General features: G+C 72.8%; 25 protein-coding genes. 12 read left to right on the forward strand and 13 right to left on the reverse strand.

What is annotated here, in order from left to right:
• Nucleotides 1-154 precede the first annotated feature (154 nt).
• Nucleotides 155-859 (reverse strand): GntR family transcriptional regulator, encoded by a 705-nt coding sequence (locus ACFVT5_RS33350; RefSeq protein WP_389895784.1) that lies wholly within the window; start codon nucleotides 857-859, stop codon nucleotides 155-157.
• A 189-nt stretch (nucleotides 860-1,048) separates the two neighbouring features.
• Between ACFVT5_RS33350 and ACFVT5_RS33355 the strand changes: the two genes are divergently transcribed.
• From ACFVT5_RS33355 to ACFVT5_RS33375, 5 genes are read left to right on the forward strand one after another with little or no spacing between them, the layout of a single operon-like run.
• Entirely contained in the window at nucleotides 1,049-2,404 is a 1,356-nt protein-coding gene (locus ACFVT5_RS33355; protein WP_389895786.1) for an MFS transporter, read from the forward strand.
• A complete protein-coding gene (locus ACFVT5_RS33360) occupies nucleotides 2,401-3,258 on the forward strand; it encodes a putative hydro-lyase (protein WP_389895789.1) in 858 nt (285 codons plus the stop codon). Before ACFVT5_RS33355 ends, ACFVT5_RS33360 begins: the two co-directional genes overlap by 4 nt.
• Before the next feature lie 19 nt (nucleotides 3,259-3,277).
• Nucleotides 3,278-4,036: a LamB/YcsF family protein gene (locus tag ACFVT5_RS33365; RefSeq protein WP_389896350.1), complete on the forward strand. Its 759-nt coding sequence runs from the start codon at nucleotides 3,278-3,280 to the stop codon at nucleotides 4,034-4,036.
• On the forward strand, nucleotides 4,033-4,650 hold the full coding sequence (locus ACFVT5_RS33370) for an allophanate hydrolase subunit 1 (RefSeq protein ID WP_389895791.1): 618 nt from the start codon (nucleotides 4,033-4,035) through the stop codon (nucleotides 4,648-4,650). The genes ACFVT5_RS33365 and ACFVT5_RS33370 overlap by 4 nt, the downstream gene beginning before the upstream one ends.
• The gene (locus tag ACFVT5_RS33375) at nucleotides 4,647-5,549 is read left to right on the forward strand and encodes a biotin-dependent carboxyltransferase family protein (protein WP_389895794.1); all 903 of its coding nucleotides are present in this window, start codon (nucleotides 4,647-4,649) and stop codon (nucleotides 5,547-5,549) included. The genes ACFVT5_RS33370 and ACFVT5_RS33375 overlap by 4 nt, the downstream gene beginning before the upstream one ends.
• Nucleotides 5,550-5,688: 139 nt before the next feature.
• Here ACFVT5_RS33375 and ACFVT5_RS33380 read toward each other — a convergent pair whose 3' ends face one another.
• The 5 genes from ACFVT5_RS33380 to ACFVT5_RS33400 all read right to left on the reverse strand — a co-directional run bounded on the left by ACFVT5_RS33380 (nucleotide 5,689) and on the right by ACFVT5_RS33400 (nucleotide 11,284).
• Nucleotides 5,689-6,543 carry an SGNH/GDSL hydrolase family protein gene (locus ACFVT5_RS33380; RefSeq protein ID WP_389895797.1) on the reverse strand — a complete coding sequence of 285 codons (855 nt, stop codon included), beginning with the start codon at nucleotides 6,541-6,543 and terminating at the stop codon, nucleotides 5,689-5,691.
• Complete coding sequence (locus ACFVT5_RS33385; RefSeq protein WP_389895799.1) at nucleotides 6,540-7,766, reverse strand: glycosyltransferase; 1,227 nt, start codon at nucleotides 7,764-7,766, stop codon at nucleotides 6,540-6,542. Before ACFVT5_RS33385 ends, ACFVT5_RS33380 begins: the two co-directional genes overlap by 4 nt.
• 14 nt (nucleotides 7,767-7,780) lie before the next feature.
• Nucleotides 7,781-8,905 (reverse strand): glycosyltransferase family 4 protein, encoded by a 1,125-nt coding sequence (locus ACFVT5_RS33390; RefSeq protein ID WP_389895803.1) that lies wholly within the window; start codon nucleotides 8,903-8,905, stop codon nucleotides 7,781-7,783.
• Between the two features lie 291 nt (nucleotides 8,906-9,196).
• A complete protein-coding gene (locus ACFVT5_RS33395; RefSeq protein ID WP_389895805.1) occupies nucleotides 9,197-10,615 on the reverse strand; it encodes a HEAT repeat domain-containing protein in 1,419 nt (472 codons plus the stop codon).
• A 276-nt stretch (nucleotides 10,616-10,891) separates the two neighbouring features.
• The gene (locus ACFVT5_RS33400; protein WP_389895808.1) at nucleotides 10,892-11,284 is read right to left on the reverse strand and encodes an ankyrin repeat domain-containing protein; all 393 of its coding nucleotides are present in this window, start codon (nucleotides 11,282-11,284) and stop codon (nucleotides 10,892-10,894) included.
• Between the two features lie 334 nt (nucleotides 11,285-11,618).
• Here ACFVT5_RS33400 and ACFVT5_RS33405 point away from each other — a divergent pair, with 334 nt between their 5' ends.
• Both ACFVT5_RS33405 and ACFVT5_RS33410 read left to right on the forward strand, forming a co-directional pair.
• On the forward strand, nucleotides 11,619-11,813 hold the full coding sequence (locus ACFVT5_RS33405) for a hypothetical protein (RefSeq protein ID WP_389895811.1): 195 nt from the start codon (nucleotides 11,619-11,621) through the stop codon (nucleotides 11,811-11,813).
• A 37-nt stretch (nucleotides 11,814-11,850) separates the two neighbouring features.
• Complete coding sequence (locus tag ACFVT5_RS33410) at nucleotides 11,851-13,548, forward strand: hypothetical protein (protein ID WP_389895814.1); 1,698 nt, start codon at nucleotides 11,851-11,853, stop codon at nucleotides 13,546-13,548.
• Between the two features lie 50 nt (nucleotides 13,549-13,598).
• Here the strand turns inward: ACFVT5_RS33410 and ACFVT5_RS33415 are convergent, their stop codons facing one another.
• Nucleotides 13,599-15,098, reverse strand: coding sequence for a PLP-dependent aminotransferase family protein (locus ACFVT5_RS33415; protein ID WP_389895816.1), 1,500 nt, complete (start codon nucleotides 15,096-15,098; stop codon nucleotides 13,599-13,601).
• A 33-nt stretch (nucleotides 15,099-15,131) separates the two neighbouring features.
• Here ACFVT5_RS33415 and ACFVT5_RS33420 point away from each other — a divergent pair, with 33 nt between their 5' ends.
• The 4 genes from ACFVT5_RS33420 (at nucleotide 15,132) to ACFVT5_RS33435 (ending at nucleotide 18,748) form a co-directional block, all read left to right on the forward strand.
• A complete protein-coding gene (locus tag ACFVT5_RS33420; RefSeq protein ID WP_389895819.1) occupies nucleotides 15,132-15,860 on the forward strand; it encodes a YitT family protein in 729 nt (242 codons plus the stop codon).
• The gene (locus ACFVT5_RS33425) at nucleotides 15,857-16,624 is read left to right on the forward strand and encodes a glycerophosphodiester phosphodiesterase (RefSeq protein WP_389895822.1); all 768 of its coding nucleotides are present in this window, start codon (nucleotides 15,857-15,859) and stop codon (nucleotides 16,622-16,624) included. The genes ACFVT5_RS33420 and ACFVT5_RS33425 overlap by 4 nt, the downstream gene beginning before the upstream one ends.
• Nucleotides 16,625-16,691: 67 nt before the next feature.
• Nucleotides 16,692-18,107, forward strand: coding sequence for an MFS transporter (locus ACFVT5_RS33430; protein ID WP_389895824.1), 1,416 nt, complete (start codon nucleotides 16,692-16,694; stop codon nucleotides 18,105-18,107).
• Between the two features lie 266 nt (nucleotides 18,108-18,373).
• Entirely contained in the window at nucleotides 18,374-18,748 is a 375-nt protein-coding gene (locus tag ACFVT5_RS33435) for an RNA polymerase-binding protein RbpA (protein WP_003977404.1), read from the forward strand.
• Nucleotides 18,749-18,888: 140 nt separating this feature from the next.
• On the opposite strand, the gene fxsA is transcribed toward ACFVT5_RS33435, so the two are convergent.
• The 4 genes from fxsA to ACFVT5_RS33455 all read right to left on the reverse strand — a co-directional run bounded on the left by fxsA (nucleotide 18,889) and on the right by ACFVT5_RS33455 (nucleotide 23,138).
• Nucleotides 18,889-19,488, reverse strand: a complete 600-nt coding sequence (gene fxsA / locus ACFVT5_RS33440; protein ID WP_389895827.1) for an FxsA family membrane protein — start codon at nucleotides 19,486-19,488, stop codon at nucleotides 18,889-18,891.
• Between the two features lie 74 nt (nucleotides 19,489-19,562).
• Entirely contained in the window at nucleotides 19,563-20,369 is an 807-nt protein-coding gene (locus ACFVT5_RS33445; RefSeq protein ID WP_389895830.1) for a polyprenol monophosphomannose synthase, read from the reverse strand.
• A gap of 596 nt (nucleotides 20,370-20,965) precedes the next feature.
• On the reverse strand, nucleotides 20,966-22,606 hold the full coding sequence (locus tag ACFVT5_RS33450) for an amidohydrolase (protein ID WP_389895832.1): 1,641 nt from the start codon (nucleotides 22,604-22,606) through the stop codon (nucleotides 20,966-20,968).
• A 91-nt stretch (nucleotides 22,607-22,697) separates the two neighbouring features.
• A complete protein-coding gene (locus tag ACFVT5_RS33455; protein WP_389895834.1) occupies nucleotides 22,698-23,138 on the reverse strand; it encodes an Lrp/AsnC family transcriptional regulator in 441 nt (146 codons plus the stop codon).
• A 216-nt stretch (nucleotides 23,139-23,354) separates the two neighbouring features.
• On the opposite strand from ACFVT5_RS33455, the gene ACFVT5_RS33460 reads away from it, so the two are divergent.
• Entirely contained in the window at nucleotides 23,355-23,789 is a 435-nt protein-coding gene (locus ACFVT5_RS33460; RefSeq protein WP_389895837.1) for a hypothetical protein, read from the forward strand.
• Between the two features lie 54 nt (nucleotides 23,790-23,843).
• Here the strand turns inward: ACFVT5_RS33460 and ACFVT5_RS33465 are convergent, their stop codons facing one another.
• Both ACFVT5_RS33465 and ACFVT5_RS33470 read right to left on the reverse strand, forming a co-directional pair.
• Nucleotides 23,844-24,959, reverse strand: a complete 1,116-nt coding sequence (locus ACFVT5_RS33465; protein WP_389895840.1) for a phosphotransferase family protein — start codon at nucleotides 24,957-24,959, stop codon at nucleotides 23,844-23,846.
• Entirely contained in the window at nucleotides 24,956-26,044 is a 1,089-nt protein-coding gene (locus ACFVT5_RS33470) for a hypothetical protein (RefSeq protein ID WP_389896353.1), read from the reverse strand. Before ACFVT5_RS33470 ends, ACFVT5_RS33465 begins: the two co-directional genes overlap by 4 nt.
• Between the last annotated feature and the right edge of the window lie 685 nt (nucleotides 26,045-26,729).

The raw sequence follows: 26,729 nt of genomic DNA on the forward strand, positions 1-26,729 counted from the left end.
GTCCTCGGTCTGACAACGGTCGAAACGACGCAGATGCGACCGCCGGACGCCCGCCACGCGACCCCGGTTCCGGTCGGCCCAGGGCAAGGCAGCGGGCGCGGGAGCGTGACAGGGATCGGGATCGGGATCGGGATCGGGCAAGCGGCAACGCGGATCACCCGTCCGTCTGCTCCGCGTCCGCGACGCGACGCCCGTACACCTCGACCATCCGCCGTCGTGAGTCGTCCAGGTAGGCGGCGAGCAGCCGTTCGGCCTCGGCGCCCTCGCCGGCCTCAAGAGCCTCCAGGATGCGGCGGTTTCGCGCGAGGTAGGGCTCGTGCAGCGCCCGTGGGTCGTCCACCACATGGAAGGCGAGGCGCAGTTCGGCGAAGACGCTGCGCATGAGTTCGTCGGTGCGTTCGCTGCCGGCGAGGGCGACGAGTTCCCGGTGGAAGTGGATGTTGGCGGTCGAGACGCCCTTCCAGTCGCCTTCGGCCGCCGCTTCCCGGCCTTCCGCGACGGCGGCGGCGGGCCCGTCCACGGCGTACGGCGGCCGGCCGAGGCCCCGGACGACGGCGCACTGGACGAGTCTGCGGGTGCGGTAGATGTCCTCGACGTCCTCGATGCTCAGGATGCGTACGAACACGCCCCGGTTGAGCTGGTGTTCGAGGAGACGTTCGTGGGTGAGCAGCCGGAACGCCTCGCGCAGGGTGTTGCGGGAGACGCCGAGTGCGCCGCCGATGCTGTCCTCGGAGAGCCGGGTCCCGGGCGGGAAGTACCCCTCGGCGATACGGCTGCGGAGGATGTCGGCCACCCGCTCGGCGGTGCTGGTGCGACCCAGGAGGGCGCGGTCGTCCGCGAGGCCGGTCAGTTCTGCCATGTCCGAATTCAAGCGTAGATACAAGAACGAAACAACATGAGTATTGAGGGATTGTTCAACGATCCTCTACCTTGTCGAAACAGCACGCCCGCACGGCTCAGAACCTCCGCACAGCTCAGAACGTCCGCACGGCTCAGAACCTCCGCACCCTCCGTCCCCCAACCGCTCCGCGAGTACTGCGAGGTGCACATGAGCACGACTCCTCCACCCAAGGCCCTGAAGGCCGACGACGGCTCCGTCCCGGGCGGCCCCATCGCATCGGGCGACCCCGCCGCCCCGGGTGAACCCACCGACGACGGTGGCGCGTTCGGCTGGCTGCGTGCCCTCGGGCCGCGCGGCAGGCGCGCGTTCGCCGGTGCGTTCGGCGGCTATGCGCTGGACTCGTACGACTACTTCACGCTGCCGCTGAGCATGGTCGCGCTGGCGGCCTACTTCGGTCTGAGCAGCGGACAGACCGGACTGTTCACGACGGTCACGCTGGTGGTGTCCGCGATCGGCGGCGCCGTCGCGGGCGTCCTCGCGGACCGCATCGGCCGGGTCAAGGCCCTGATGATCACAGTGATCACCTACGCCGTGTTCACCGTGGCCTGCGGTTTCGCGCCCAACTACGAGACCCTGCTGGTCTTCCGCGCGCTCCAGGGACTCGGCTTCGGCGGCGAGTGGGCCGTGGGCGCGATCCTGGTCGCCGAGTACGCGAGCGCCAAGCACCGCGGTCGGACGCTGGGCGCGATCCAGAGTTCCTGGGCGGTCGGCTGGGCACTGGCCGCGGTCGTGTACACGCTGGTGTTCCAGTTCCTCGACGCGGACCTCGCCTGGCGCGTGATGTTCTGGACGGGCGCTCTGCCCGCGCTGCTCGTGATCTATGTGCGCCGCCATGTGCAGGACGCGCCCGGCGCGGCCCTGGAGCGGCAGAACAGCCCGGAGAAGGGTTCCTTCACGGCGATCTTCCGGCGGGGCACGGCGACCGAACCGGGCCTGCTGCGCACGACGTTCTTCGCGGTGCTGCTCTCCACCGGTGTGCAGGGCGGCTATTACACGCTGGCCACCTGGGTGCCCACGTACCTCAAGTCGGAGCGCGGCCTCTCCGTCGTCGGTACGGGCGGCTATCTGAGCTTCCTCATCTCGGGCGCGTTCATCGGCTATCTGACGGGTGGCTATCTCACCGACAAGCTGGGCCGCAAACGGAACATCGCCCTGTTCGCGTTCCTGTCCGCCGCCGCGATCCTCGCGTACACGAACATCCCCAGCGGCGCGAACACCGTGCTCCTGGTGCTCGGTTTCCCGCTCGGCTTCTGCATGTCGGCGATCTTCAGCGGCTTCGGCTCGTACCTGAGCGAGCTGTATCCGACCGCCGTACGCGGGACCGGTCAGGGCTTCACGTACAACACGGGCCGTGCGGTGGGTGCCGTGTTCCCCACGCTGGTGGGATTCCTCGCCGACAGCTGGGGTGTCGGCGGGGCGCTGATCTTCGGCGCGCTGGGGTATGCCCTCGCCGTGCTGGCGCTGTTCGGACTGCCCGAGACCCGGGGGAGGGAGTTGCTGTGAACCGTACGAAGGAGCGTCCCATCGAGGACATCGACGAGATCGACGAGATCGACGAGATCGGCAGGACCGACAACCACGCGCGCGAGTGGAGTCCCGCGACGGCACGCGCGCGGTTTCGCGCGGGACTCACCGGACCGACCGCGGGGTACTCGGCCGGCCACACCCAGGCGAACCTGATCGCGGTGCCGGCGGACTGGGCGTACGACATGCTGCTGTTCTGCCAGCGCAACCCGAAGGCGTGTCCCGTGCTCGACGTCACCGACGCCGGTTCGTGGAGCACCCCCCTCGCGCGCGGTGCCGATCTGCGCACCGATCTGCCGGGCTACCGCGTCTGGCGGGACGGCACACTCGTCGCCGAGCCCACGGACGCCCGGGACCACTGGCGCGACGACCTGGTGTCGTTCCTGATCGGGTGCAGCTTCACCTTCGAGTGGGCGCTCGCCGACGCGGGCGTCCCGCTGCGCCACATCGAGCAGGGCCGCAATGTGCCGATGTACGTCACCGACCGCCGCTGCCGGCCCGCGGGGCGGCTGCACGGACCGATGGTCGTGTCGATGCGCCCGGTGCCGCCCGAGCACCTCTCGGCGGCGATCAGGGAGAGTTCGCTGCTGCCCGCGGTGCACGGCAGCCCCGTGCACTGCGGGGATCCGGACGGACTCGGCATCGCGGACCTCGGCCGTCCCGACTTCGGGGACCCGGTGACCGCCGAGCCGGGTGACATCCCGGTGTTCTGGGCGTGCGGAGTGACCCCGCAGGCGGTGGTCATGGCCTCCGGGCCACCGTTCGCGATCACCCACGCGCCGGGGCAGATGTTCATCACCGACGCCCGCGACGCGCAGTACCGCGTGGCCTGACCGGGAGGACGCCATGACCGTGGTCTCCATCGATCTCAACGCCGACCTCGGCGAGGGCTTCGGGCGCTGGACGCTCACCGACGACGAGCGGCTGCTGTCCGTCGTCACCAGCGCCAATGTGGCCTGCGGCTTCCACGCGGGCGACGCGTCCACCATGCGGCGGGTGTGCGAGCTGGCCGCCGCGCGCGGGGTACGCGTCGGCGCCCAGGTCTCCTACCGCGACCTGGCGGGCTTCGGGCGGCGCGCGATGGACGTGCCGCCCGACGAACTGGCGGCGGAAGTGGCGTACCAGATCGGTGCGTTGGAGGTCTTCGCGCGCGCGGCGGGCGCGCGCGTGGCCTATGTGAAGCCGCACGGCGCGCTCTACAACCGGATCGTGCACGACGAGGACCAGGCCCGCGCGGTGGTCGACGGGGTACTCATCGCGGACGCCTCGCTGCCCGTGCTCGGGCTGCCCGGGTCGCGGTTCCTGGAGGTCGCGGGGAAGGCCGGGCTGCCCGTCGTCACCGAGGCGTTCGCCGACCGCGCGTACACCTCCCGGGGCACCTTGGTGCCGCGCGGCACCGAAGGGGCGGTCGTCTCGGATCCGGAGGCGGTGGTCGAACGGTCCCTGGGCATCGCCCGGTTCGGCTCGGTCACCGCGCGGGACGGCCGGGAGATCCCGGTACGGGCCCGGTCGCTGTGTCTGCACGGCGACACCCCGGGAGCGGTCGGACTCGCCGCACGCGTACGCGCGCGCCTGGAGGCCGCGGGGGTCCGTGTGGAGGCGTTCGTATGAGACCGCTGCCGGTCGGTGACCGGGCCCTGCTGGTGGAACTCGACAGCGGCGACGACGCGCAGGCGCTGCACGCGGAACTGCTGCGCCGCCGCTCCGCCGGGACCCTGCGCGTACGGGAGATCGTCCCGGCCGCGCGCACGGTGCTCCTCGACGGGCTCGACGACCCGAGCGGGCTCGCCGCCGACCTGCCGTCCTGGAAGGTGCCGCCCCCGCGCGCGCACGCGTCGGACGTCGTGGAGATCCCGCTGCGGTACGACGGCCCGGACCTCGCGGACGTCGCCGCGCTGTGGGGCGTCGGCGCGGACGAGGTGGCACGCGTCCACGCGGCGGCCGAATTCCGCGTCGCCTTCTGTGGGTTCGCGCCCGGATTCGGCTATCTGACGGGGCTGCCCGAACGGTACGACGTGCCGCGCCGGGCCACGCCCCGGACCACGGTTCCCGCGGGTTCGGTCGCGCTGGCGGGCCCGTACACCGGCGTGTATCCACGGTCGTCGCCGGGCGGCTGGCAACTCATCGGGACGACGGACGCCGTGCTGTGGGACCCCGCGCGGGTGCCCGCCGCGCTCCTCGCGCCCGGAACGCGGGTCCGCTTCCTGCCGGAGGCGCCGAGGTGACCGATCGTGCCGTCGGGGTCGTCCGGGCGGGCGCGCTGACGACCGTGCAGGACCGGGGGCGGCCGGGCCACGCCCATCTCGGGGTGCCGCGCTCCGGTGCGCTCGACGCGCCCGCCGCGGCCCTCGTCAACCGGCTCGTCGGCAATCCCCTGGACGCCGCCGTCCTGGAGACGACCCTCAACGGCTGTGCGGTACGCGCCCGGTGCGCGCTGACCGTCGCGGTGGGCGGCGCCCCGTCCCCGGTGTCGGTGGACGGGCGCCCGGTCGCGTTCGGCGCGCCCGTGCACCTACCAGCCGGGGCGGTGCTCGACATCGGGCCCGCCGTGTCGGGGGTACGCGGCTACGTCGCGTTCGCGGGCGGTGTCGCGGTGGAGCCGGTGCTCGGGAGCCGCTCGACGGATCTGCTGTCGGGCCTGGGCCCCGCCCCCCTCACCGACGGGACGGTCCTCCCGATCGGTGTCGCGCACGGCACCCCCGCACGCGTGGATGTCGCTCCGCGCCCCGGCCCTCCGGCGGAGCTGGTGCTGAGGGTGACGCTCGGGCCCCGCGACGCCTGGTTCACGCAGCGGGCCGTCAGGACGCTCACCTCGCGCGCGTACCGGGTGTCGTCGGCGAGCAACCGCATCGGCCTGCGCACCGAGGGGCCGCCCCTGGAGCGTGCCGTGCGGGGTGAACTCCCCAGCGAGGGTCTGGTCCTGGGGGCGGTACAGGTCCCACCGGACGGCCGCCCGGTGGTGTTCCTCGCCGACCATCCGACCACCGGCGGCTACCCGGTGGTCGCGGTCGTCCGCGAGGCGGACCTGGCGGCGGCGGCCCAGGCAGTGCCGGGGACACCGGTACGGTTCATCGTCACCGGACGGCACGGGCACGCGGCGCTGCGGGACTCGCCCCAGCCGTAACCCTCACCGCGGACCTAAGCCTCACCGCAGACGTAAGCAATCGTCAGAACAGTTATAGGGACTAACTCCAGCCACCGGGGCTCACCCCAGGCATCGGCACTCACCCCAGCCATCGCAACTCACCCCCGCCATAAGAGCGTCACGCCGTCTCCGGCTGATCCGCGGGCGTCAGCGCGGCCAGCGCCTGCGCCACCGCGTGCGACGCCCGCAGATCGAGGCGCGCGCTGGTGCCCCGCGCGCGGTGCCGCATCTCGTCCGCCGCGAGGGTGAGCAGCTGCGGCAGCAGGTCGGTGCACCGGCGGGCCACCCATCCGGTGCCCGCGGTGGCGAGCCACAGGAGGCTCGCGGACCGGGTGGGAGGCGGCAGTTCGGGCTCGGCCGAAGGCACCGCACCGGTCGCGACCCCCTCGGCGGCCAGCAGGGCGTGGAAGCGGACGGCGAGTTGGCGGTGGCCCCGCTCGCCGGGGTGCAGCCGGTCCGCGCTCCACATCGCGCGGTCGGTGAGCCAGGCGCCCTCGGCCGCGTGCAGATGGACCGCCCCGTACCGCTCGGACAGGGCGTGCACGACCGTGTTGACGGCCCGTTGCCGCCGCGCGAGGGGACGGGCCAGCGAGCCCGGCAGCCCGAGCATCGCCCCCGGGTCGGGCAGGCAGGCGGTGAGCAGGGTGGTGCCCCGCTCCGCGAAGCGCGCGTACACCGCGTCCAGGCGGGACGCCACGGAGGGGATGTCGAACGTGCAGCGCAGGGTGTCGTTCACGCCGACGACGACGGACACCACATCGGGCTCCAGGTCCAGCGCGTCCGGTGTCTGCCGCTCCAGGACGTCCCGGGTCTGGGCGCCGCTGACCGCCAGATTGCGGAACTCGGCGGGCGCGCCGGCCGGGCCGAGACCTTCGGCGAGCAGCGCCGCCCAGCCGCGCCACCCGTCGCCGAGCGGATCGCCCACCCCTTCGGTGAGCGAGTCGCCCAGCGCGACGAACCGCACGGGTCTCATACCGCGTCCCCCCGCGCCCCCGGTTCCGTACGGGCACCAAAAGCGCCCGTCACGGGTGCCTCCATGACCCGCACCGGCGCGTCATGGGCCGTCAGGAACGCCTCGACGGCGGTGCTCCAGCCGAAGCACTCGGCACGCGCGCGTGCCGCGTCCCTGCGCTCCGGCTCGAAGCGCTCCAGGAGTTCCTGCACGGCGTCCGCGAAGGTGTCCCCGGTGTCGGCGGCCGTGGCACCGGCGGCGCCGACGATCTCGGGCAGCGCGGACGACGCGCTCGCCACCACGGGCGTCCCGCAGGCCATCGCCTCCAGGGCCGCGAGCCCGAACGTCTCGGCGGGTCCCGGGGCCAGGCACACGTCCGCGCTCGCCTGGAGGGCGCCCAGCGCGGTCCGGTCGTTGAGATGGCCGAGGAAGGTGACGGGCAACCGCCGCTCGCGGGCCCGCTGTTCGAGCCGGCCGCGCAACGGACCGTCCCCGGCGACGACCAGGACGGCCTTCTGCCCACGCGCGAGGAGCGCTTCCAGGGCATCCAGCGCGGTCCCGGGCCGCTTCTCGACGGACAGCCGGGAGCACATCACGAGCAACGCGTCGCCCACGCGCGCGTACCGCTCGCGTACGGCCGGGTCCCGCAGATCCGGACGGCAGCGCTCCAGGTCGACGCCGAGCGGGGCCCGTACGACATTGCGGGCGCCGATGCGGACGAACTCGCGCTCGGCCCACTCCGTCGTGCACACCACGCGTGCGTACGCGCGCGCGGTGCGCCGGTTGAGGGTGTCGGCGGCCCGCCGGGCGGAGGTCTCGGGCAGGCCCCAGGTGCGCAGCACACCGTGTGCCGTCTCATGGGACACCATGACGGCGGGCACCCGGGCCCGGCGCGCCCACTCCCCCGTCCACCGCAGGGTCGTGCGGTCGGAGACCTCCAGGCGGTCGGGGGCGAGCCGTTCCAGGACGCGGGTCAGGCGCCGCCGGTCGGTGAGGACGCGGTAGCCGCCGGTGCCGGGCAGCAGCGGGCCCGGGAGGGTGATGACCCGGCCCTGCGCGGTGTCCTTGTCCTCGTACCGCGCGCCGGGGACGATCAGGACGGGGTGGTGACCGGCCGCGCGGTATCCGGTGCCCAGTTCGCGCAGGGCCGTGCGCAGCCCGCCCGACGAGGGGGCGACGAAGTTCGCGAGCCGCACCAGACGCAGCGGCCGTCCGTTCTCGTCCCCCGGCCCTGCACTGTTCATGACATCCCTGGCGTTCACGCGGCGACCACCGTTCGGGAGGTGAGGACATCGGTGTAGTGGTCGATGAGTTGGTCGCCGACGGCCGCCCAGGTGCGGCCCTCGACGGTGGCACGGCCCGCGGCGCCGAACGCGGCCCGCAGCGCCGGGTCGACGGCGAGGGCCCGTACGGCGTCGCGTACGGCGTTCTCGTCGCGCGGGGGCACCAGGAAGCCGGTCCTGCCGTGGTCGACCAGGTCGAGCGGGCCGCCCGCCGCGGGCGCCACGACCGGCACTCCGCTGGCCATGGCCTCCTGCACGGTCTGACAGAACGTCTCGAAGGGTCCGGTGTGCGCGAACACGTCGAAGGAGGCGAAGATCCGGGCGAGTTCGTCGCCGGTGCGGCGGCCGAGGAACACCGCGCCGGGCAACGCCTCGCGCAGTCCGTCGCCGCTGGGCCCGTCACCCACCACGACGACGCGTACACCGTCGAGACGGCAGGCGCCGGCCAGCAGTTCGACCTGCTTCTCGGGGGCGAGCCGACCCACGTAGCCGACGATCATCTCGCCGTTCGGGGCGAGTTCGCGACGCAGTGCCTCGTCGCGCAGCTCCGGCCGGAAGCGGGCCGTGTCGACGCCGCGCGGCCAGAGCCTGACCCGGGGCACTCCGTGGTCCTCCAGGTCCTTCAGGGCGGCCGTGGAGGGCGCGAGGGTGCGGTCGGCGGCGCTGTGCACGCTGCGGATGCGACGCCACGCGGTGGCCTCGCCCGCTCCCATGTAGGTACGCGCGTATCCGGCCAGATCGGTCTGGTAGACGGCGACGGCGGGCAGGTGCAGCCGGGTCGCCGCCGCCATGCCCCGGACGCCTAGGACGAAGGGGCTGGCGAGGTGGACCAGGTCCGCGCGGTGATCGGTGAGTGCGGCGGCCACGCGGCGGCTGGGGAGTGCCACCCTGACCTGGGGATAGCCGGGGAGGGGAAGGGACGGGACGCGGACGACCGGGCAGGGCGCCGATGCGTCGTCCCCGGCCCCGGCCGCGGTGGCCGGGGCGACAACGAGCGGTTCGAGTCCACGGGCGACCAGATGCCGAGCTGTCTGGAGGGCGCAGTGCGCCACGCCGTTGACGTCAGGGGGGAAGGATTCAGTCACGATGACGACACGCATACCCGTGTTGTCGTCGTGCTGGACGTGCCCGCGTCAACGTGGATCTTTCCAGGCGGGGAACGTCCCGTGAGCGTTGCCTCTCACCAGGGCCAAACGGCACGTCGAACGGCGTACGGGGGCCAATCGGCCAAGACCGCCGACGCGGGGACCGTTCGACGCGGGGACCGATCGGTGCCGGGTCCTCGGTGCCGGGAACTCAGCGCACGGAACTCGGTGCCGGGAACCCGATGCCGGGGGACCCCGGCGCCGCGATCGCCGTCCGGGGCCCGAAGGCGTGCGTCACCCCGGGGGCTACACCGCCGGCGCGTCCGGCCCGATCCGGCTGCGGACCGCGGTCTGCACCTCGTCCTCCTCGGCGGGATCGGCCGCCAGCCTTCTGAGTTGTTCGACCACGCGCGCGTCACCGGTCTCGGCGTGCCGGGCGGCGATCTCCCGGGTGGTCTCCTCGCAGTCCCACAGGCACTCGACGGCGAATCCGGCGGGGAAGGACGGGTCGGTGGCCGCCAGCGCGCGTGCGGCACGGCCGCGCAGATGGGACGAGGCGGTCTCGCGGTACACATGGCGCAGTACGGGTGCCGCGGAGACGATGCCGAGGCGTCCGGCGCCGTCGACGAGGGTCCACAGGCCGGGAGCGTCCGGGCCCTCGCCGCGCACCGCCTCGCGCAGCGCCTCCAGGACGAGTTCGGTGTCGCGGGTGCCGCCCCGGCAGGCGAGCATCCGGCCGGCCGCGGCGCCCAGTACATCGGGCCGCCGCGCCCACGCGCGGGCGCGCTCCACGGCGGCGACGCTGCGCATCCGTTCGAACGCGGCGACCGCGGCGTCCACGACACCGGCGGACGGTGAGGTCACGGCGGCCTCGATCAGGTCGAGCGCCTGGGGGTCGTGGGAGTCGGCGAGATAGCGGATGGCGGTGGAGCGGGCCCCGTCGGTGCCGTTGCGGGCGGCGTCCAGGATCTCGGCGTGGTCCTCGGGTCCGGCGACGGCGGTCAGGCAGCGGGCGGCCGGGACGTGCAGGGCCGCGCCGCGCTCGATGCCCTTGTCGGCCCAGTCGAAGACGGCCCGCACACTCCAGCCGGGCCGTGGTCCGGTGGGACTGAGCTGGCGCTGCCAGCGGTCGAAGGAGCCCCGCTCCTGGGCGGCCCGCACCCGGGCGCCGATCGCGGGGCGCGGATCGTCGGCCCACAGCCGCCAGGGCCGTGGCTCGAAGGCGTCGCGTACGGCGGCGGTCAGCTCGGCGTCGCCCTCGGCGTCGGCGGGGAACCGGGCGAGTACGGAGGCGGCGAGCGCGCGCAGTCCGCGGTCGTCGTCGCGCAGCGCGAGTTCGTCGAGTGCCCAGGCCCAGTTGGTACCGGAGGCCGCGTACCGCCGCAGCAGGCGCAGGGCGTCCCGTCTGCCGTAGGACGCGAGATGGCCGAGTACGGCCAGGGCGAGGCCCGTGCGGTTCTCGTCGGTGTCGAGGATGTCCTCGGCGTCGAAGAGATGCCGCTCGATCTCGTCCAGGCCACCGTGCAGGTCCAGATAGAGCCTGGCGTAGTACAGGGAGCGGTTCTCCACCTGCCAGTCGTGGCGGGGGTCGCGCAGGACACAGTGGTGCAGTGCCGCGAGCGCCTCGGCCCGCGGGGCGGTGAGCGCGTGCAGCGTGCCGTCGCCGCGGCCCCGCTGGAGCAGGCCGAGCAGCGTACCGCTGGGCGCTATGACCGAATCGAACATGGGAAACAGCCTCACATCAAGCGTCGACGCAACCGGGGGACGTGCACTACCAGGTCACGCGACAACACGTCGGGGCGCCCGTCGTCTCTTGCTTGCTGTAGACCATCTTCCTCTGCCTCTCGTCGATGCCCGTGCCGGGCTGTTCACGGCCCGCGCGGTGCGGCAACACCTGCCCAGCCGTCGCGTCCGTGAACCACCTCGTCATGATGACCCAGCGGTTCTCGCTGCCGCGACCACATTTCGTACACCCCCGTCGTACCTGGTCAGAGCGGGTGCTCAAGAAGCACCGAACAGCTCCAGGAGTTCCACCTTGCCGAACATGCGGGCCGTGTCGACCGCCGACGGCGTCCCGGTCGTGGGGTCGGCGCCGCCGTCCAGGAGGGCCCGGATCACCGCGTCCTCGCCCTTGAAGACCGCTCCCGCGAGCGGGGTCTGGCCCCGGTCGTTGGCCCGGTCCGGCTCGGCGCCCCGGGCCAGGAGGGCCCGTACCGCGTCGGCGTGGCCGTGGTAGGCGGCGAGCATCACCAGGGAGTCGCCGCTGTCGTTGGTGAGGTTGGCCGGGACGCCCGCGTCGACGTAGGCCGCGATGGCGTCGGCGTCACCGTGGCGCGCCAGATCGAAGATCTTGGTCGCCAGCTCCACGACCTCGGGGTCGGGGGCTTCGCTCATCGGCCGTTCCGCCTTTCGCGTTCGGGTGGGGGCCCGCACGCTCGGATCCGCAGGCCGTCATGTCCGTGGGCCTTCGGGTCCGTGCGCCGTACGGGTGAATCGCCAGGGTACTGCTCGCACCGGCACATGACAGGACCGGGCGGAGGCAAGTATTCCGGTCGGTGCGGACACCCGCACGACTCCCCCACCCCGGCTCCGATGGCCAGCCAGACCTCTGCCATCTGGGCGAAATTCAATGAATTACACCCGGTTGCACCTTTTATCGTATGGATACATGCTGTGAACCTGGCAGAACTCATGGTGACTGTCCCCACCCGACCAGGAGAAACCCCTCATGATCCTCTCCATCTCAGGCGTCGTGCTGCTCGGAATCATCGTGTTCCTCTTCTTCCGCAAGGACGGCCTCAAGGGGTCGCACGCGGTGGTCTGCGCCCTGTTCGGTTTCTACCTGGCGAGTACGGCCATCGCGCCGAGCATCAAGGCGGGCGGAGCGAGCCTCGCGGGCCTGCTCGGCGGCATCAAGTTCTGACGCCCCTTCCTCCCGTACGCACCTTCAGGAGACAGATGTGGCACGGCGCCCCCTTCCCCGCATTCTGAGCAACGGCAGCGCACAGATCGCCCGAAGCCGGGAGCTGGCGCGGACGGCGGCCGACAACGCCACCGATGTCCTCCACCCACTGATCACGATCACTCGTGGACTGCGCCGGCTGGCCACGGCCGGACGGCGCAAGTGGGCCGAGACCCCCAAGGACCGGCGCGGGCCGCTGCTGTTCCTGGTGGCCTCGGTGGTCCTGGTGGTGGCACTCATCCCGTACGGGCCCACGCTCGCCCTCATCTCGGTGATGGGCGCGGCGGCCTGGCAGGGCCGCGACCGCACCCCGTCCGCCCCCGCGGGCCCCGACGAGTCGCAGATCCAGCGGCTGACCTCGCTGTACGACGCGCTGGTCCCGTACTTCTCCGTCCCGGAGGACCCCAGCCCGCTGTACGCGCACGGCGGCGACTGGGAGAAGGCGTTCGACACCTACGAGTTCGACGACGGCGGCCGGATCTCCCGGCTGGTACTGCGCTACCCGGCGTACTTCACGGACGGCGAGGCCGACTGCCGCGCGCGGATCGAGCACCTGCTGCACGCCAAGTCGGGCCGTGGCCGCGAGTACCGCTTCGACTGGGACGAGGAGGGCAATGAGCTGACGGTCGCCGTGCTGCCGCCGCTGCCCACCGACATCGCCGCCCAGCGTTTCGTCACGGCGCCCGGAGAGATCGTGCTCGGCTTCACCGACCCCACCGGTGTACAGCGCACGCTCCCGGTCGACGACGGCACCCGGCGGCGCGACGAACCGCCCGTGGTGTGGCGCACCGGCCCCCGGTCGACAGAGCCGCATCTACTCGTCGTCGGGCAGCCCGGCAGCGGCACCACGAGTCTGCTGCGCTCGATCGCCCTCCAGTCCCTCCAGCAGGGCGACATCCTGATCGTGGAGGGCGGCGGCACCGGCGAGTTCGCCTGTCTGACAGGCCGCGAAGGAGTCCTCGCCGTCGAATGCGGGCTCGCGGGCGCGCTGGCGAGCCTGGAGTGGGCGGCGCACGAGACCGAGCGCCGGCTGATCGCGGCCAATCGCGCGCGGCAGGCGGGACACCCGCCGCCGGACGACATCAAGCGCCCCCTGTGGATCCTGCTCGACCGGCCGAGCGTGCTCGGACATCTGGCCGCCGCCGACGGGCGCCCGGACCCGCAGGACCTGCTCCACATCCCGCTGCGGCACGGGCGGGCGGCGCAGGTCACGGTGGTCGTCGCCGAGCAGCACGACGGTGTGGACGCGCTGAGCGACACGGTCCGGCAGCACACCCCCGCGCGGGTCGTCCTCGGGCCCGCGCCCTCCGCCCAGTTCGAGTACGTACTCGGGCTGCCGCCGCACACCACGCCCATCCGGCAGGTGCCGCCGGGCCGCGGGTACGCCCGGCTCGGCACGGGACCCGTGCACCGCCTCCAGGTGCCGGCCACACCGGACCCGTACGACGACGCGACGAGCGAGGCACACCGGCAGGCGGTGCTCAGCCTCCTCCCGCAGCGGATCACCCCGGCCGACGACGCCCCGCGGGCCGAACCGCCGGTGAACGAACTGCCGGCGGACGAACTACCGGTGCACGAGAGGCCGTTGAACGAACTACCGGTGCACGAGCTGCCGATGGGCGGCATCCCTGGGGCCGACGCCCCCAGGGAGCACGTCCCCGTGAACGACGTACGGGCGCTGGCGGCGGAGGGCTGACGGCGGCCCTGACGGCAGGACGGCGCCCGCCCGGCGGGCGCCGTCCTGCCTCACGCCACGAACGTCCTGGGCGGCTCCGACACCCCCGTCGCCCCGCCCTCCACCAACCGGGCCGCCGCGGCGAGCCGCGTCGCCGCCTCGTCGGCGACCGCGCCGCCCACCGTGAACGGCAGCCGCACATACCCCTCGAAGGCACCGTCGACTCCGAACCGCGGTCCGGACGGCACCCGTACTCCCACGCGCTCCCCCACCTCGGCGAGCCGCGAACCGGACAGCCCGCCGGTGCGCACCCAGAGGGTGAGTCCGCCCCGGGGCACCTCGAACTCCCAGTCGGGCAGCTCGCGTTCCAGGGCGGCGACCAGGTCGTCACGGTTCTCCCGGGCCTGGGCCCTGCGCAGCTCGACGGCCTCCTCCCAACCGCCGGTGCTCAGCAGCCAGTTCACGGCGAGCTGTTCCAGGACCGGCGTCCCCAGGTCGGCGTAGGCACGGGCGGCCACCAGACTGCGGATCACATCGGGCGCGGCCCTGACCCAGCCGATGCGCATTCCGGCCCAGAACGCCTTGCTCGCCGAGCCGACCGTGATCACCGTCGAACCCGCCGGGTCGAAACCGCAGACGGGCCGGGGCATGGTGAAGCCGTCCTCCAGGTGGAGTTCGTTCATGGTCTCGTCCACGACGAGGACGGTCCCCGCCGAGCGCGCGGCGTCCACCAGTCGGCGCCGCTGGTCCTCGTCGGCCAGCGCCCCTGTCGGGTTGTGGAAGTCGGCGACCACATACGCAAGGCGGGGCGCCGCGTCCCGCAGGACCTGGCGCCAGCGGTCCAGGTCCCAGCCGTCGAGCCCGTCCCCCATGGCGACGGGCACCAGACGGGCGCCCGCCTCACGCATCAGCTGGAGGATGTTGGCGTAACTCGGCGACTCCACGGCGATGCGTTCACCGCGCCCGGCGAAGAGATGACAGATCGCGTCGATCGCGCCCATCGCGCCCGTGGTCACCATGATCTGTTCGGGCATGGTGGGGATCCCGCGCGCGGTGTAGCGGCTCGCGAGCATGGCCCGCAGGGCGGGCAGTCCGGCGGGGTAGTCGCCGTGCGTGTGCGCGTAGGGCGGCAGTTCCTCCAGGGCGCCCTGCACCGCGCGCGTGAGCCACGGTTCCGGGGCGGGCAGTGCCGCGCAGCCGAGGTCGATCATCGAACCGAGCGCCTCGGGCGGCAAGGGTTCGAGCCCGCGCGCGGGGAGGGGGTTTCCGGCGGGGACGGAGGTCCAACTGCCCGCTCCCCTGCGGGACTCCAGGAATCCCTCGGTCCGCAGCTCCTCGTAGGCGGCGGCCACGGTGGTCCGGCTCACGGCGAGAGAGAGGGCGAGTTCCCGTTCGGCGGGCAGTCGGGCGCCGACGGGGACACGGCCTTCCAGGACGAGCAGGCGAATGCCGTCGGCGAGCGCGCGATAGGCGGGCGGCCTGCGGGTGCCGGGACCGGCGGGCCGTGCCTGCTGCGAGGAGAGCAGACGGGCGAGCTGCGCCGAACCCACCGCGGAGGTCCACTGGGCCATGATTTCAGTCCACCTTCCTGGAATTGGCCATGGATGAAGTCTTTCGACAAGCCACAGAGTGACACGAGTCAGGCCACGATCACCACAGGGGGCACCATTTTGTCGATATCGCGAGGTTCGTCCGGACTCGCCCGCCGACTGGTCCAGCTCTACGCGGGGCTCGCCCTGTACGGCATCAGTTCCGCCCTGCTCGTGGCGGCCGGTCTCGGCCTGGAGCCGTGGGGAGTGCTGCACCAGGGCCTGGCCGAGCTGACCGGGCTGACCATCGGTGTGGTGTCGATCGTGGTGGGCGCCGCCGTGCTGGTCCTGTGGATCCCCATCCGCCAGCGCCCGGGGCTGGGCACGGTGTCGAACGTCTTCGTGGTCGGTATCGCGATGGACGCCACGCTCGCCCTCGTCCCCGCCCCGCACACGCTGGGCGTACGCATTCCGCTGATGGTGGTCGGCATCCTGCTCAACGGGGTGGCGACCGGGCTGTACATCGCGGCGAACTTCGGCCCCGGACCGCGCGACGGGCTGATGACCGGCCTGCACCGGCGCACCGGCCGCTCGATCCGCCTGGTGCGCACGGCGATCGAGATCGCGGTGGTGGCGACGGGCTTCGTACTCGGCGGCACGCTCGGCGCGGGCACCGTCCTGTACGCCCTGTCCATCGGCCCGCTCGCTCAGCTCTTCCTACGGGTCTTCGCCGTCCCGAAGGCATCCGCGAGCAGCGCACCCGTTGCCGGCGGGTCACCGGAAGGAGCCATACTGCGGCCGTGACCACACCCGCACGCCATCCGTATCTCGACCAGCCGGGACCCATAGCCTTCGCCCATCGCGGCGGGGCCGCGGACGGCCTGGAGAACACCCTGGTCGCGTTCCGGCGCGCCGCTGCGGCGGGCTACCGCTACATGGAGACGGACGTGCACACCACGGCGGACGGCAGGCTGGTCGCCTTCCACGACGCGACCCTGGACCGGGTCACGGACGGCGCGGGCCGGATCGCGGACCTGCCGTGGGAGGACGTGCGCCACGCGCGCGTGGCGGGCAGCGAACCGGTCCCCCTCTTCGAGGAGTTGCTGGAGACCTTCCCCGAGGTCCGTTGGAATGTGGACGCGAAGGCCGAGCCCGCCCTGCTCCCGCTCCTGGAACTGATCCGCCGCACCGACTCCTGGGACCGCGTCTGCGTGGGCTCGTTCTCCGAGGCACGCGTGCGCCGCGCCCAGCGCGTCGCGGGACCCCGCCTGGCGACGTCGTACGGCGTGCGAGGGGTCCTCGGCCTGCGTCTGCGCTCGTACGGGATACCCGTGGCGGTGCGCCGTTCCGCGGTGTGCGCGCAGGTCCCGGAGACCCAGTCGGGCATCCGCGTGGTCGACCGCCGCTTCGTGCGGACCGCCCACGCGCGCGGGCTGAAGGTGCATGTGTGGACCGTCAACGACGCCTCTCGCATGCACGCGCTCCTGGACCTCGGCGTGGATGGCATCATGACCGATCACATCGAGACGCTGCGGTCGGTTCTCCAGGACCGGGGCACCTGGGTCTGAGCGGGTCGCGGGCCCGGGAATCGGTCCCGCGCGCGTCGGCGGAAGCTACGGGGAAGAGAGGGCACCGGTGGGGGCCGAGACGGTGCGGGCGCATCAGAACGACGGGGACGAAGGGCCTGACGGAGCCGACGGGGCTGACGGAGCCGTCGGGGCCGACCCACCGGGCGGCGCCGACGAGCGCAAGCGCGAACAGCGCGGCTGGTACTTCTACGACTGGGCCTGCTCGGTCTACTCGACGACGGTCCTCACCGTCTTCCTCGGGCCGTATCTGACGGAGGTCGCCAAGTCGGCGGCGGACGCCGACGGTTATGTCCACCCGCTGGGCATCCCGGTCCGCGCGGGGTCGTTCTTCGCGTACTCCGTGTCGCTGTCGGTGATCGTGGCGATCGTGGTGATGCCCCTCGCGGGCGCCGCGGCCGACCGTACGGGCCGCAAGAAGCCGCTGCTCGGCGTGGCCGCGTATCTGGGCGCCGGGGCGACGGCCGGGATGTTCTTCCTGGACGGCGACCGGTATCTGCTCGGCGGACTCCTGCTGGTGATCGCCAACGCGTCACTCGCGGTGTCGATGGTGCTCTACAACTCCTTCCTGCCGCTGATCGCCACCCCCGACGAGCGGGACGCGGTGTCCTCGCGGGGCTGGGCCTTCGGTTACATGGCGGGCGCGCTGGTCCTGCTGGCGAATCTGGTGCTGTTCACGGCCCACGACAGCTTCGGCCTCTCGGAGGGCACAGCGGTACGGATCTGTCTGGCCTCGGCGGGCGTCTGGTGGGGCGCCTTCACGCTCATACCGCTGCGCCGGCTGCGCGACCGCAAAAGCACCCTCCCGCGCGCGGGGGCGACGGCGCCCGGCTGGCGCCAGCTCGCGGCGACCGTCCGCGACATGCGCCGCCACCCCCTGACCCTGTCCTTCCTGCTGGCCTACCTCATCTACAACGACGGCGTCCAGACCGTCATCTCCCAGGCGTCCGTCTACGGCTCCGAGGAACTCGGGCTCAGCCAGTCGACGCTGATCGTGGCGGTCCTGCTGGTCCAGATCCTCGCCGTGGCCGGCGCGCTCGGCATGGGCCGGCTGGCCAGGACGTACGGCGCGCAGCGCACCATCCTCGGCGGTCTGCTCGGCTGGATCGTCACCCTCTGCGCCGGATACTTCCTGCCCGCGAACGCACCGGTGTTCTTCTTCGTCCTCGCGGCGGGCATCGGACTGGTGCTCGGCGGTACCCAGGCACTGTCCCGGTCCCTGTTCTCGCATCTGGTGCCGCCGGGAAAGGAGGCCGAGTACTTCTCCGCGTACGAGATGAGCGACCGCGGAATGTCCTGGCTCGGGCCTTTGCTGTTCGGTCTGACGTACCAGTTGACCGGAAGTTATCGGGACGCGATCATCTCGCTGGTCGCCTTCTTCGTCATCGGTTTCGGGCTCCTCGCGCGGGTGCCGGTGAGGCGGGCGGTGGGCGACGCGGGCAATCCCGTACCCGAAAGGATTTAGCGCCAGGAGGCAAAGGCCGGTAGTGTACGCCTTTGGCCTGCCAGGCGTACCGTTACTGCGCGCCAAACCAGCCGAAACGCTGGGTGACATCTCCTGGCAGATGTGACAAACCGGGCGCCGGTGGGTACTGCATTGGGCAACAAGGCTGCGGCTACGACGGCGACGCAGGACCCGGAACGGGAATCTTTAGAGCCGACCGGACGTTGACCGGATGACGACGACAGCGACACCTGTCCTGTGGGCGACAAGCCCGGGAGGCACGATTCATGAGTGAGCGAGCTCTTCGCGGCACGCGCCTCGTGGTGACCAGCTACGAGACGGACCGCGGCATCGACCTGGCCCCGCGCCAGGCCGTGGAGTACGCATGCGAGAAGGGGCATCGATTCGAGATGCCCTTCTCGGTCGAGGCGGAGATCCCGCCGGAGTGGGAGTGCAAGGTCTGCGGGGCCCAGGCACTCCTCGTGGACGGCGACGGACCGGAGGAGAAGAAGGCCAAGCCTGCGCGCACGCACTGGGACATGCTGATGGAGCGGCGCACGCGCGAGGAGCTGGAAGAGGTCCTCGAAGAGCGGCTCGCCGTTCTCCGTTCCGGCGCGATGAACATCGCCGTACATCCGCGGGACAGCCGCAAGTCCGCCTGACCCCTCCGGGACGGGCCTTTCAGGGGTCTGGTCCCCCTCAAGGGTCCTGTCCCCTCCGGGGATGGCGGCAGAGACAGTACAAGAGCCGCGGGCGGTGCCATTTTCAGGTTGGCACCGCCCGCGGCTCTTGGCTTTCCCGCTCAGGGCTGCAACGGCGGACGCGGGCCCGTGGGCGGACGGGGACCCGAGGGCTCGTCGTCGCGGATGACCTCGCCCTGCACCACCTTGCCGTCAGGCCGGTGGATACGCGCCTGCTGAAAGGCGTCACCGAGCGAACCGGGGGACGCCGCACGCATCCGCCGCTCCAGGGCCTTCTCGGAGTACCGGCTCAGCGCCTTGCGCACCGGCGGCACGAGCAGCAGCAGACCCACCGCGTCCGAGATCATGCCGGGGATGATCAGCAGCAGCCCGGCCAGCATCACCAGACCGTTGCCCTCGCTGCGGGCCCCCGTCTCCGGGTTCTCGCCGCGCTGGGCCTTCTGGAGCGCCTCACTGAGGTTGCGGAAGGCCCGGCGTCCGGCGCTCTTCATGACCACCGCGCCGCACACCACCCCGGCGAGCAGCAGCAGGAAGACGGTGAAGCCGCCGGCCGCCTCCGCCACCAGGATCAGCAGCCAGATCTCCAGGACCAGCCAGGCGGCGAGGCCCAGTGGCAGGAACCTCCGCAGCCGGGAGGGCCGGGGGCGGGCGGAAGGGGGCTGGTACGGCTGGTTCGGCGGGTTCGGTGCACCGGTCGTCATACAGCCAGTGTGCCTGGCGCTCCCTCAGTCCCGCATAAGCGGATGATCAAGAGGGACGGGTCACCCGGGACAGGTCAGTCGGGACGGTCGGTCTTCCTGCGCGCCTGGATACGCCCGACCCGCTCGCCCACGCCCCACAGGGTGACCCGCCACAGCGCCTCGACGAGGATGTCACGGCTCATCTTGGAGTCGCCGTGGACCCGTTCCACGAAGGTGATGGGCACCTCGACGACATGGAAGCCGGACCGGATCGCGCGGCGCGCCAGGTCCACCTGGAAGCAGTAGCCCTGCGAGGCGACCTGGTCGAGCCCGAGGCCCTCCAGGGTCTCGCGCCGGAAGGCCCGGTAGCCGCCGGTGACGTCCCGCATCGGCACATCGAGCAGGAGCCGCGAGTAGGTACTGCCGCCACGGGAGATGAACTCGCGGGACTTGGGCCAGTTGACGACCCGTCCACCCGGCACCCACCGCGATCCGAGGACCAGGTCGGCGCCCTTCAGCGCGGTCAGCAGCCGGGGCAGTTCCTCGGGCTGGTGGGAGCCGTCGGCGTCCATCTCGACCAGGACGCCGTACCCGTGCTCCAGGCCCCAGTGGAAGCCCGCGAGATACGCGGCGCCCAGACCCTCTTTGCCCTTGCGGTGCAGGACGTGCACCTGCTCGTCGCCGATCGCGAGTTCGTCGGCGAGCTTGCCGGTGCCGTCGGGGCTGTTGTCGTCGGCGACGAGGATGTGCGCGTCGGGCACGGATTTCCGGACGCGGCCGACGATCGACTTGATGTTCTCGGCCTCGTTGTAGGTCGGGATGATCACCAAGGCCGTGCCGAGCGGACCGAACCGCCGCTCCCCATCGGCACCAGCCGAGGAGACCTCATCGCCGTCGTTCACTGGAGCCCCTTCATGTCGTACGCAGATGACCAACCATAGTGGCCTCGGCCTGCGTCGCAGTGACGCCACGGGCCCCAGGGGTGTCGGCGCGGCACGCGGGATCCGCAGCGGTGGCGGGACAGGGCGGCACCGCCCGCGCGGGGGTGCGGAGGAGGTGATGCGGAACGGGGCCCGGCGCCCTTCGGGCCGACCTGGGACCCGCTGGCTGCGGGTCGACCGAAAGCCGTTGTCTACTGAGCGTCCGGGCCCCACCCGGGTCCCACCCTCCCCCGAACGCTCTTGCGGAGCAGGGGGGACCCCCGACCGGCCGGAACGTTCCCTCGCCCTCGTGGCGCGGGCGCTGGGACTGGCTCCCAGTGGTGCTGCGCCGGACGGCACCGCACCCCATGACCCAGAGCGGCGTTCGACGACTGCGGGGATGTTCGCCGGTCGGACGTCCAGTGGTGGACCCGGCCGAACCTACCCGTCCGCGACGGCTTTCTGTCAACAGTCCGGACACCTGCGGGGTCTCCGGAGTTCAGCCGGCCGGCGCCGAGGATTCCCAGGTCGTGCGAGCACGGGCCGGGGCGGGACAGGACCCGGGGCGACCCGGCACATCACTCGTCCGGCCGTACGAACACCGTCCGTCCGTCCACCACGGTGCGCAGACAGACCGGCAGGTCGGCGCCCGGGGTGAGGTCGGGGAGGCCGGGGGTGCCGGAGCGGGGGTCGGTGGACCAGCGGGCGACCCGGTCGTCGGGGGCCTGTACGACGAGTGAATCGGTGCGCCATACGGCGTAGTCGGCGGGGGCGCCCGGTACCAGGATGCCCGCGTCGTCCCGGCCGATGGCCCGCCAGCCGCCGCGCGTGTGCGCGGTGAACCCGGCGCGTACGGAGACCCGGTGCTCGGGGGTGCGGTGGAAGGCGGCGGCGCGGACGGTGCCCCACGGGTCGAGCGGGGTGACCGGGCTGTCGGAGCCGAAGGCGAGCGGCACCCCGGTGCGCAGCAGCGCGGCGTACGGGTTGAGGGTGCGGGCGCGTTCGGCGCCGAGCCGCTGGGCGTACATGCCGTCGTCGCCGCCCCACAGGGCGTCGAAGGCGGGCTGCACGGAGGCGGTGAGGCCGAGTTCGGCGAAGGCGGCGACGGTCTCGGGGGTGAGCATCTCGGCGTGTTCGACGCGGTGGCGGGCCGCGCGGACGCGGGCGAGTCCGGTCTTCTCGGCGGCGGCGCGTACGCCCTCGACGACGGCGCTGACGGCCGCGTCGCCGATGGCGTGGAAGCCGGCCTGGAGGCCCGCCTCGGTGCAGGCGGCGACATGGGTCGCGACGGCGGTGGCGTCCAGGTAGGCGGTTCCGGTGGTGTCGCGGTCGGCGTACGGCTCGTGCAGGCAGGCCGTGTGCGAGCCGAGTGCGCCGTCCACGAAGAGGTCACCGGCGGCGCCGAGCGCGCCGAGTGCGCGGATCCGGTCCGCGTCCCGCGCGCCCGCGACCTGTTCGGCCCAGTACCCGACGACCCGGGGCCCCGGTTCCTCGCCGGCGAGCCGCAGCAGTCCCGTCAGGTCGTCCTCGCCGGAGATGTCGGGGCCCGCGCACTCGTGGACGGAGCCGATGCCGAGCGAGGCGGCGTGCCGTAGGGCGGCGCGCTGGGCGCGGGTGCGTTGTTCGGGCGTGACGGCCGCGTACGCCGCCGCGCGGACGGCGTGGTGCGCCGCACGGGTCAGGGGCGCGTCGGGCGCGTATCCGGGGCGGTCGGTGACGCCTGGGACGAGGTCGAGCAGGGCCGTCGTGACGACCGCCGAGTGCACATCGATACGGGAGAGGTACAGGGGACGTCCGCCGGTGGCGTCGTCCAGTTCGGCGCGGGTCGGCGGGCGGCCGTCGGGCCAGCGGGCGGCATCCCAGCCGTGGCCGAGGAGGACCCGGTCGGTGGGGTGCGCGGCGGCGTGCGCGCGGACCTCGGCGAGGGCCTCCTCGCGGGTGCGGGCGCCGGTGAGGTCGAGTCCGGTGAGGGTGAGCCCGGTCGACGTGGTGTGGACATGGGCGTCGGTGAACGCCGGGGTGACCAGGGCGCCTTGGAGGTCGACCACCTCGTCGACGCCGTCGGCGAAGGCGTCCGCCGCGCCTTCCGAGCCGACCCAGGCGACCTGGCCGCGCTCCACGACCATCGCCGTCGCGAAGGGGTCGGCCGGGCTGTGCACGTCTCCGCCGCGGAGCAGGAGGGTGCGCTCGTCTCGCCTGGGGGCGGTGGGGCTGTTCATGGGGCCAGTTTCCCGTGGTCGCGGGGTGCGCCGCGCCGGGGGTACCCCGTCGGGACCGGGTCGGCGCGCCCGGGTCGGCGCCCGGGTCGGCTCAGATCTTGGGCGGGCGGGCCTCGTACGGCGTCGACAGGACCACCGTCGTCCGCGTGGAGACACCGGCGAGACCGCGGAGGCGGGCGAGCAGGTGCTCCAGCTCATGGGGGGTGGCGACGCGCACCTTGAGGATGTAGTTCTCGTCGCCCGCGACGCTGTGGCACGCCTCGATCTCCGGTACGCCCGCGAGGCGTTCCGCGATGTCGTCGGGGGCGCTGGGGTCGAACGGTTTCACGGAGATGAAGGCGGTGAGCGGCAGTCCGACGGCCTCGGGGTCGACCACGGCGGCATAGCCGCGGATCACCCCCCGCTGCTCCAGACGGCGTACCCGCTGGTGCACGGCCGATGTGGACAGACCCGTGGCCTTGCCCAGGTCGGTGTAGCTCATGCGCCCGTCCTTGACGAGCAGCTCCACGATCTGACGATCCAGCTCCTCCATGGGCAGAACCTACAGTGCGCTTGATCCCCTCGGATACCGGAGCGGCCAAGGGCCGGGCACCGCGCTCCGGCATCCCCGCCCGGCATGTGACGAACACCACAGCGCTCGGGGGGCGTCCGGGGGCACTGGGCGATTACCCCCATGACGGGACGGGAAGTGCTTGCTGTGGCCGAGGCCACAGCGCCCGGCCGTCCCATCGAGGGGGAGAGTCCCAATATGCAGAGTCTGAAGCGCCCCGGCCGTGCTGCCCGCGGCAGGCAGCCGCTCGCCGACGTGTCGAGTGCCGCGCCGGAGGGTGTCGAACCCGGCGAGGACGAGTTCGACGCCTATGACACCTTCGAGATGTACCGGGTGATCTGCCCGGACTGCGCGCAGCCGATCGCCCTCCTGGCGGACGAGGACGTCCTGCCGGAGCACGCGCTGTGCCCCACGCCGTGGAACCCGTTCGGCCTCCAGGTCTGTGCCGGTACGGGCCGTTCGGCGGCCGGTGCGCAGCCCGCCGACGCGTCCCGGGACGCCCAGGAGCAGGACACCGCGCTGCTGCTGACGCTCCCGCAGGGCCTGAACTGGCGTACGCAGCCCTTCTCCCACGCCGGCGGCCCGGGTTCGCGCCCGATGCAGGTCCCGCAGATGCGGAGCGACGCGGCCTGAGCGCCACCGCACACCACCGGGAACGGCCGCCCGCACCGGCCGGTCACCCCACCGTCACCGCACGGCATCCCCGTAGTCCCCGCGCACCATGGCCGCGAGATCGGCATGGTGCAGGATCAGCGTGTCCGGGTCCCGGGGTACCTCCGTCTCACCGAAGTGCACCTGGCGGTACGCCACGCGCAGCATCACGACGGCGTGCCGCAGGGCCGCGTACAGCAGGTGGAAGTCCATCGCGCGCGGAGTGTGTCCGGTCAGCCGGGCGTAGCGCTCCTCCACGCGGTCGCGGCGCAGGAATCCGGGCAGCCCCGGCTGTCCGGAGCGGACCGTGAGGTCCTGGAAGAAGCGGTGCAGATAGATGGTCCAGGCGAGGTCGACCTCGCGCGGGGCGTGGCCCGCCATCTCCCAGTCGAGTACGGCCGCGGGCGTGAACCCGTCGTAGACGATATTGCCGATACGGGCGTCGCCCCAGCTCAGGACGGGCTCGCCCTCGTCGTCGGGCCAGAGTTCGGTCAGCCGGTCGAAGGCGCTCTCGATCAGCGGTGAGCGGGGCAGTCCGTCCACCACCCAGGCGTAGTAGGCGCGCCCGGCCCGTACGTGCCGGGTCAGTGGGCTGCCGTCGCCGGGGGCCGCGAGGAAGGCCGCCTCGCGCGCGGGGACGCCGTCGTGGAGCCGGGCCAGGACGCCGACCGTGGCCGCTTCGAGTGCGGCGCGTTCCTCGCCGCTCGCCGCGTGCAGCCAATTCCCCTCGTACGTATAGGGCATGACGTCCGGTGGCACGCGCCCGTCGACGCGTTCCATGACGAAGAAGGGGGCGCCGAGCGGCCCCGGGTCCTCCTCCAGCCACAGCACCTTCGGTACGGGCAGATCGGTGCGGTCGGCGACCAGGCGCATCGTGCGGTACTGCCGTGGCATGTCGTAGACCGGGAAGACCGTGTACGCGGCCGGGTCGGCCGCGAGCCGCAACGCGCAGGCGCGGACGGGTGGTTCGGGTTGCCCGGCACCCGACTCGATGTCGAAGAGGACGGTTTCGCTCGACATGCCGTTGGACGCGGGCGCGGACACCCGCACGGCACGGGCGCCGGGCAGTCGTGCGGAGAGCCAGCCGGTGAGCCGGTCGGCGAGTTCCCCGAGGTCACGGGTGCTGGTGCGGGGGCGGGGTGCCGTGGTCATGAGCGCACGCCCCCGCCCGGGGCGACGGCGTCGTGTCCCGTGAAGCCGCTCGGGTCGTGGCGGCCGAAGGTGCCGTGCTCGAAGATGCCGTGGCCGACACTGCCGTCCAGCGTGAAGCGGGCCGCGTGGTCGATGACGCCGTACGCGGCGAGCGGGTGGGCGCTTGGGTCCGCCAGGTCGTAGGCGCGGCGGTCGATCCAGCCGCGGCCCTGCCAGGTGCCGTGCTGCCAGTCGGTGGCGGGCGGGTAGCCGGCGCCCACGGCGAGCGGCGAGGAGGTGAGGACCTCGACGCCGAGTTCCAGCGGGGTGCCGTCGACGGGGTCGGCGAGATGGAGGACGGCGTGGTCGGGGTGGCGGGTGCCGGGGCGGTAGGCGATGTCGGCCCGGGGCCAGCCGAGTTGGCGGTCGCGGTGTCCGGGGCGGACGAGCGTGGCGTCGTTCAGGGTGCGGTAGCCGTCGGCGTCCTCCTGGGTGACGATCATCAGGAAGCGGTCGTCGAAGCGGACCGGGCACCAGATCCAGTGGAAGCCCTCGGTGCGGTGCTCGTCGGCGAGCCGGCCGCCCTCCTCACCGGGCAGGGTGCGTACGCCCCAGCTCCGGTCGCGGGTCCCGGTCCACTCCCCCGCCCGTACGGCGATCTCCTCGCCGCCCACGCGGATGGTGCCCTCGACCGTGCCGGCCTGGACGAAGCGCCGCCCTTCGAGGGTGAGCCGGCCGCCCCGGCGCTGAAGGTGGTGCGGCTCCCAGAGCGCGGGGAAGGCCGCCGTCCAGCTGATGTCGTACGAGAGTCCCCCGGGGTCGTCCGGGTCGGCGGCGCAGGACAGCAGGAAGTTCTTCAGGGGCCGTTCGACGTGGATGCGCAGGGGCCCGACGGCGAGCCGCATCCGCTCGGCGTCGTCCAGCGCGTCGGAGGCCCGCACGGCGTGCAGGGTGTCACCGACGCGGAGCGTGGCGTACGCGTCGATCACGCCGACGTTCGGGTAGACACCCAGACCGAGGACGAGCAGAAAGCGCCCCGCGTGGTCGACGACGTGGAAGATGCACCGGTCGTAGGCGTTCCGGTCACCGGTGGCGACGTGTTTCATCGACAGCGGGACCTGGTGCACGGGGTACTCGTCGAGCGGGACGGGCCGGTCGTCCGTGGTGCGGGGCCGGTCGTCGGGCGGTACGGGTCGGTCGTCGGCCACGGCAGCCTCCCAGGGCGCACGGCAGTTGACGTCACCTGGAGGGGTGCGGCCCCCGGCGGCGGAGTTGACGGTACGTCAGACAGCCGTGGGTGGCCAGACCGTGGCGGCCGGCGGCGGGGATGGCGAGGTCGCGGGGTGAGGGAGGTCGCGGGACGGGTCGCGCGGGGGCGTAGCCGGACCGTGGCGGGTGTCTGCCGCCGTCAGCGGTACGGGCGTCCGGGGCACCGCGCGAACCGATGCCCGAATACCCCGGCCGTGACCACTCGCCCCGGGTTCGCGTTGGCCTGGCATGACCCCCACGCACTTCGTCACCGGGCGCCGCCGGATCCTCGTCCAGCACCGTGCAGAATCGGTTCAGCAGCCGTTGTCGGCACTGCCACGGCAGCCGTCCGGGACCCCGGGGCCCGAGGCACCCGAGCAGCCTCCGCCACCCCCGCCGTCGGCGCCGCAGGATCCGCCCCTCTACCGCGCTCTGCTCAGGGAGTGGACGGAGCGCGGCCGGACGCTGCCGGGGCGCCACGATCCGGAGTGGACCCGGCTCGCGGCGCCGACCGTGCGGTCGGGGCAGTTCAGTGCGGGGCGG

It is taken from the genome of Streptomyces sp. NPDC058001 (assembly GCF_042886315.1).
Taxonomy (GTDB): Bacteria; Actinomycetota; Actinomycetes; order Streptomycetales; family Streptomycetaceae; genus Streptomyces.

Excerpts from the sequence above, each read along its gene's own strand:
- ACFVT5_RS33350 (WP_389895784.1), bottom strand. The coding sequence starts at position 859 with ATGGCAGAACTGACCGGCCTCGCGGACGACCGCGCCCTCCTGGGTCGC.
- ACFVT5_RS33355 (WP_389895786.1), top strand. The coding sequence starts at position 1,049 with ATGAGCACGACTCCTCCACCCAAGGCCCTGAAGGCCGACGACGGCTCC.
- ACFVT5_RS33370 (WP_389895791.1), top strand. The coding sequence starts at position 4,033 with ATGAGACCGCTGCCGGTCGGTGACCGGGCCCTGCTGGTGGAACTCGAC.
- ACFVT5_RS33380 (WP_389895797.1), bottom strand. The coding sequence starts at position 6,543 with ATGAGACCCGTGCGGTTCGTCGCGCTGGGCGACTCGCTCACCGAAGGG.
- ACFVT5_RS33385 (WP_389895799.1), bottom strand. The coding sequence starts at position 7,766 with ATGAACAGTGCAGGGCCGGGGGACGAGAACGGACGGCCGCTGCGTCTG.
- ACFVT5_RS33390 (WP_389895803.1), bottom strand. The coding sequence starts at position 8,905 with ATGCGTGTCGTCATCGTGACTGAATCCTTCCCCCCTGACGTCAACGGC.
- ACFVT5_RS33395 (WP_389895805.1), bottom strand. The coding sequence starts at position 10,615 with ATGTTCGATTCGGTCATAGCGCCCAGCGGTACGCTGCTCGGCCTGCTC.
- ACFVT5_RS33400 (WP_389895808.1), bottom strand. The coding sequence starts at position 11,284 with ATGAGCGAAGCCCCCGACCCCGAGGTCGTGGAGCTGGCGACCAAGATC.
- ACFVT5_RS33405 (WP_389895811.1), top strand. The coding sequence starts at position 11,619 with ATGATCCTCTCCATCTCAGGCGTCGTGCTGCTCGGAATCATCGTGTTC.
- ACFVT5_RS33415 (WP_389895816.1), bottom strand. The coding sequence starts at position 15,098 with ATGGCCCAGTGGACCTCCGCGGTGGGTTCGGCGCAGCTCGCCCGTCTG.
- ACFVT5_RS33420 (WP_389895819.1), top strand. The coding sequence starts at position 15,132 with ATGAAGTCTTTCGACAAGCCACAGAGTGACACGAGTCAGGCCACGATC.
- ACFVT5_RS33435 (WP_003977404.1), top strand. The coding sequence starts at position 18,374 with ATGAGTGAGCGAGCTCTTCGCGGCACGCGCCTCGTGGTGACCAGCTAC.
- fxsA (WP_389895827.1), bottom strand. The coding sequence starts at position 19,488 with ATGACGACCGGTGCACCGAACCCGCCGAACCAGCCGTACCAGCCCCCT.
- ACFVT5_RS33450 (WP_389895832.1), bottom strand. The coding sequence starts at position 22,606 with ATGAACAGCCCCACCGCCCCCAGGCGAGACGAGCGCACCCTCCTGCTC.
- ACFVT5_RS33455 (WP_389895834.1), bottom strand. The coding sequence starts at position 23,138 with ATGGAGGAGCTGGATCGTCAGATCGTGGAGCTGCTCGTCAAGGACGGG.
- ACFVT5_RS33460 (WP_389895837.1), top strand. The coding sequence starts at position 23,355 with ATGCAGAGTCTGAAGCGCCCCGGCCGTGCTGCCCGCGGCAGGCAGCCG.
- ACFVT5_RS33465 (WP_389895840.1), bottom strand. The coding sequence starts at position 24,959 with ATGACCACGGCACCCCGCCCCCGCACCAGCACCCGTGACCTCGGGGAA.
- ACFVT5_RS33470 (WP_389896353.1), bottom strand. The coding sequence starts at position 26,044 with ATGAAACACGTCGCCACCGGTGACCGGAACGCCTACGACCGGTGCATC.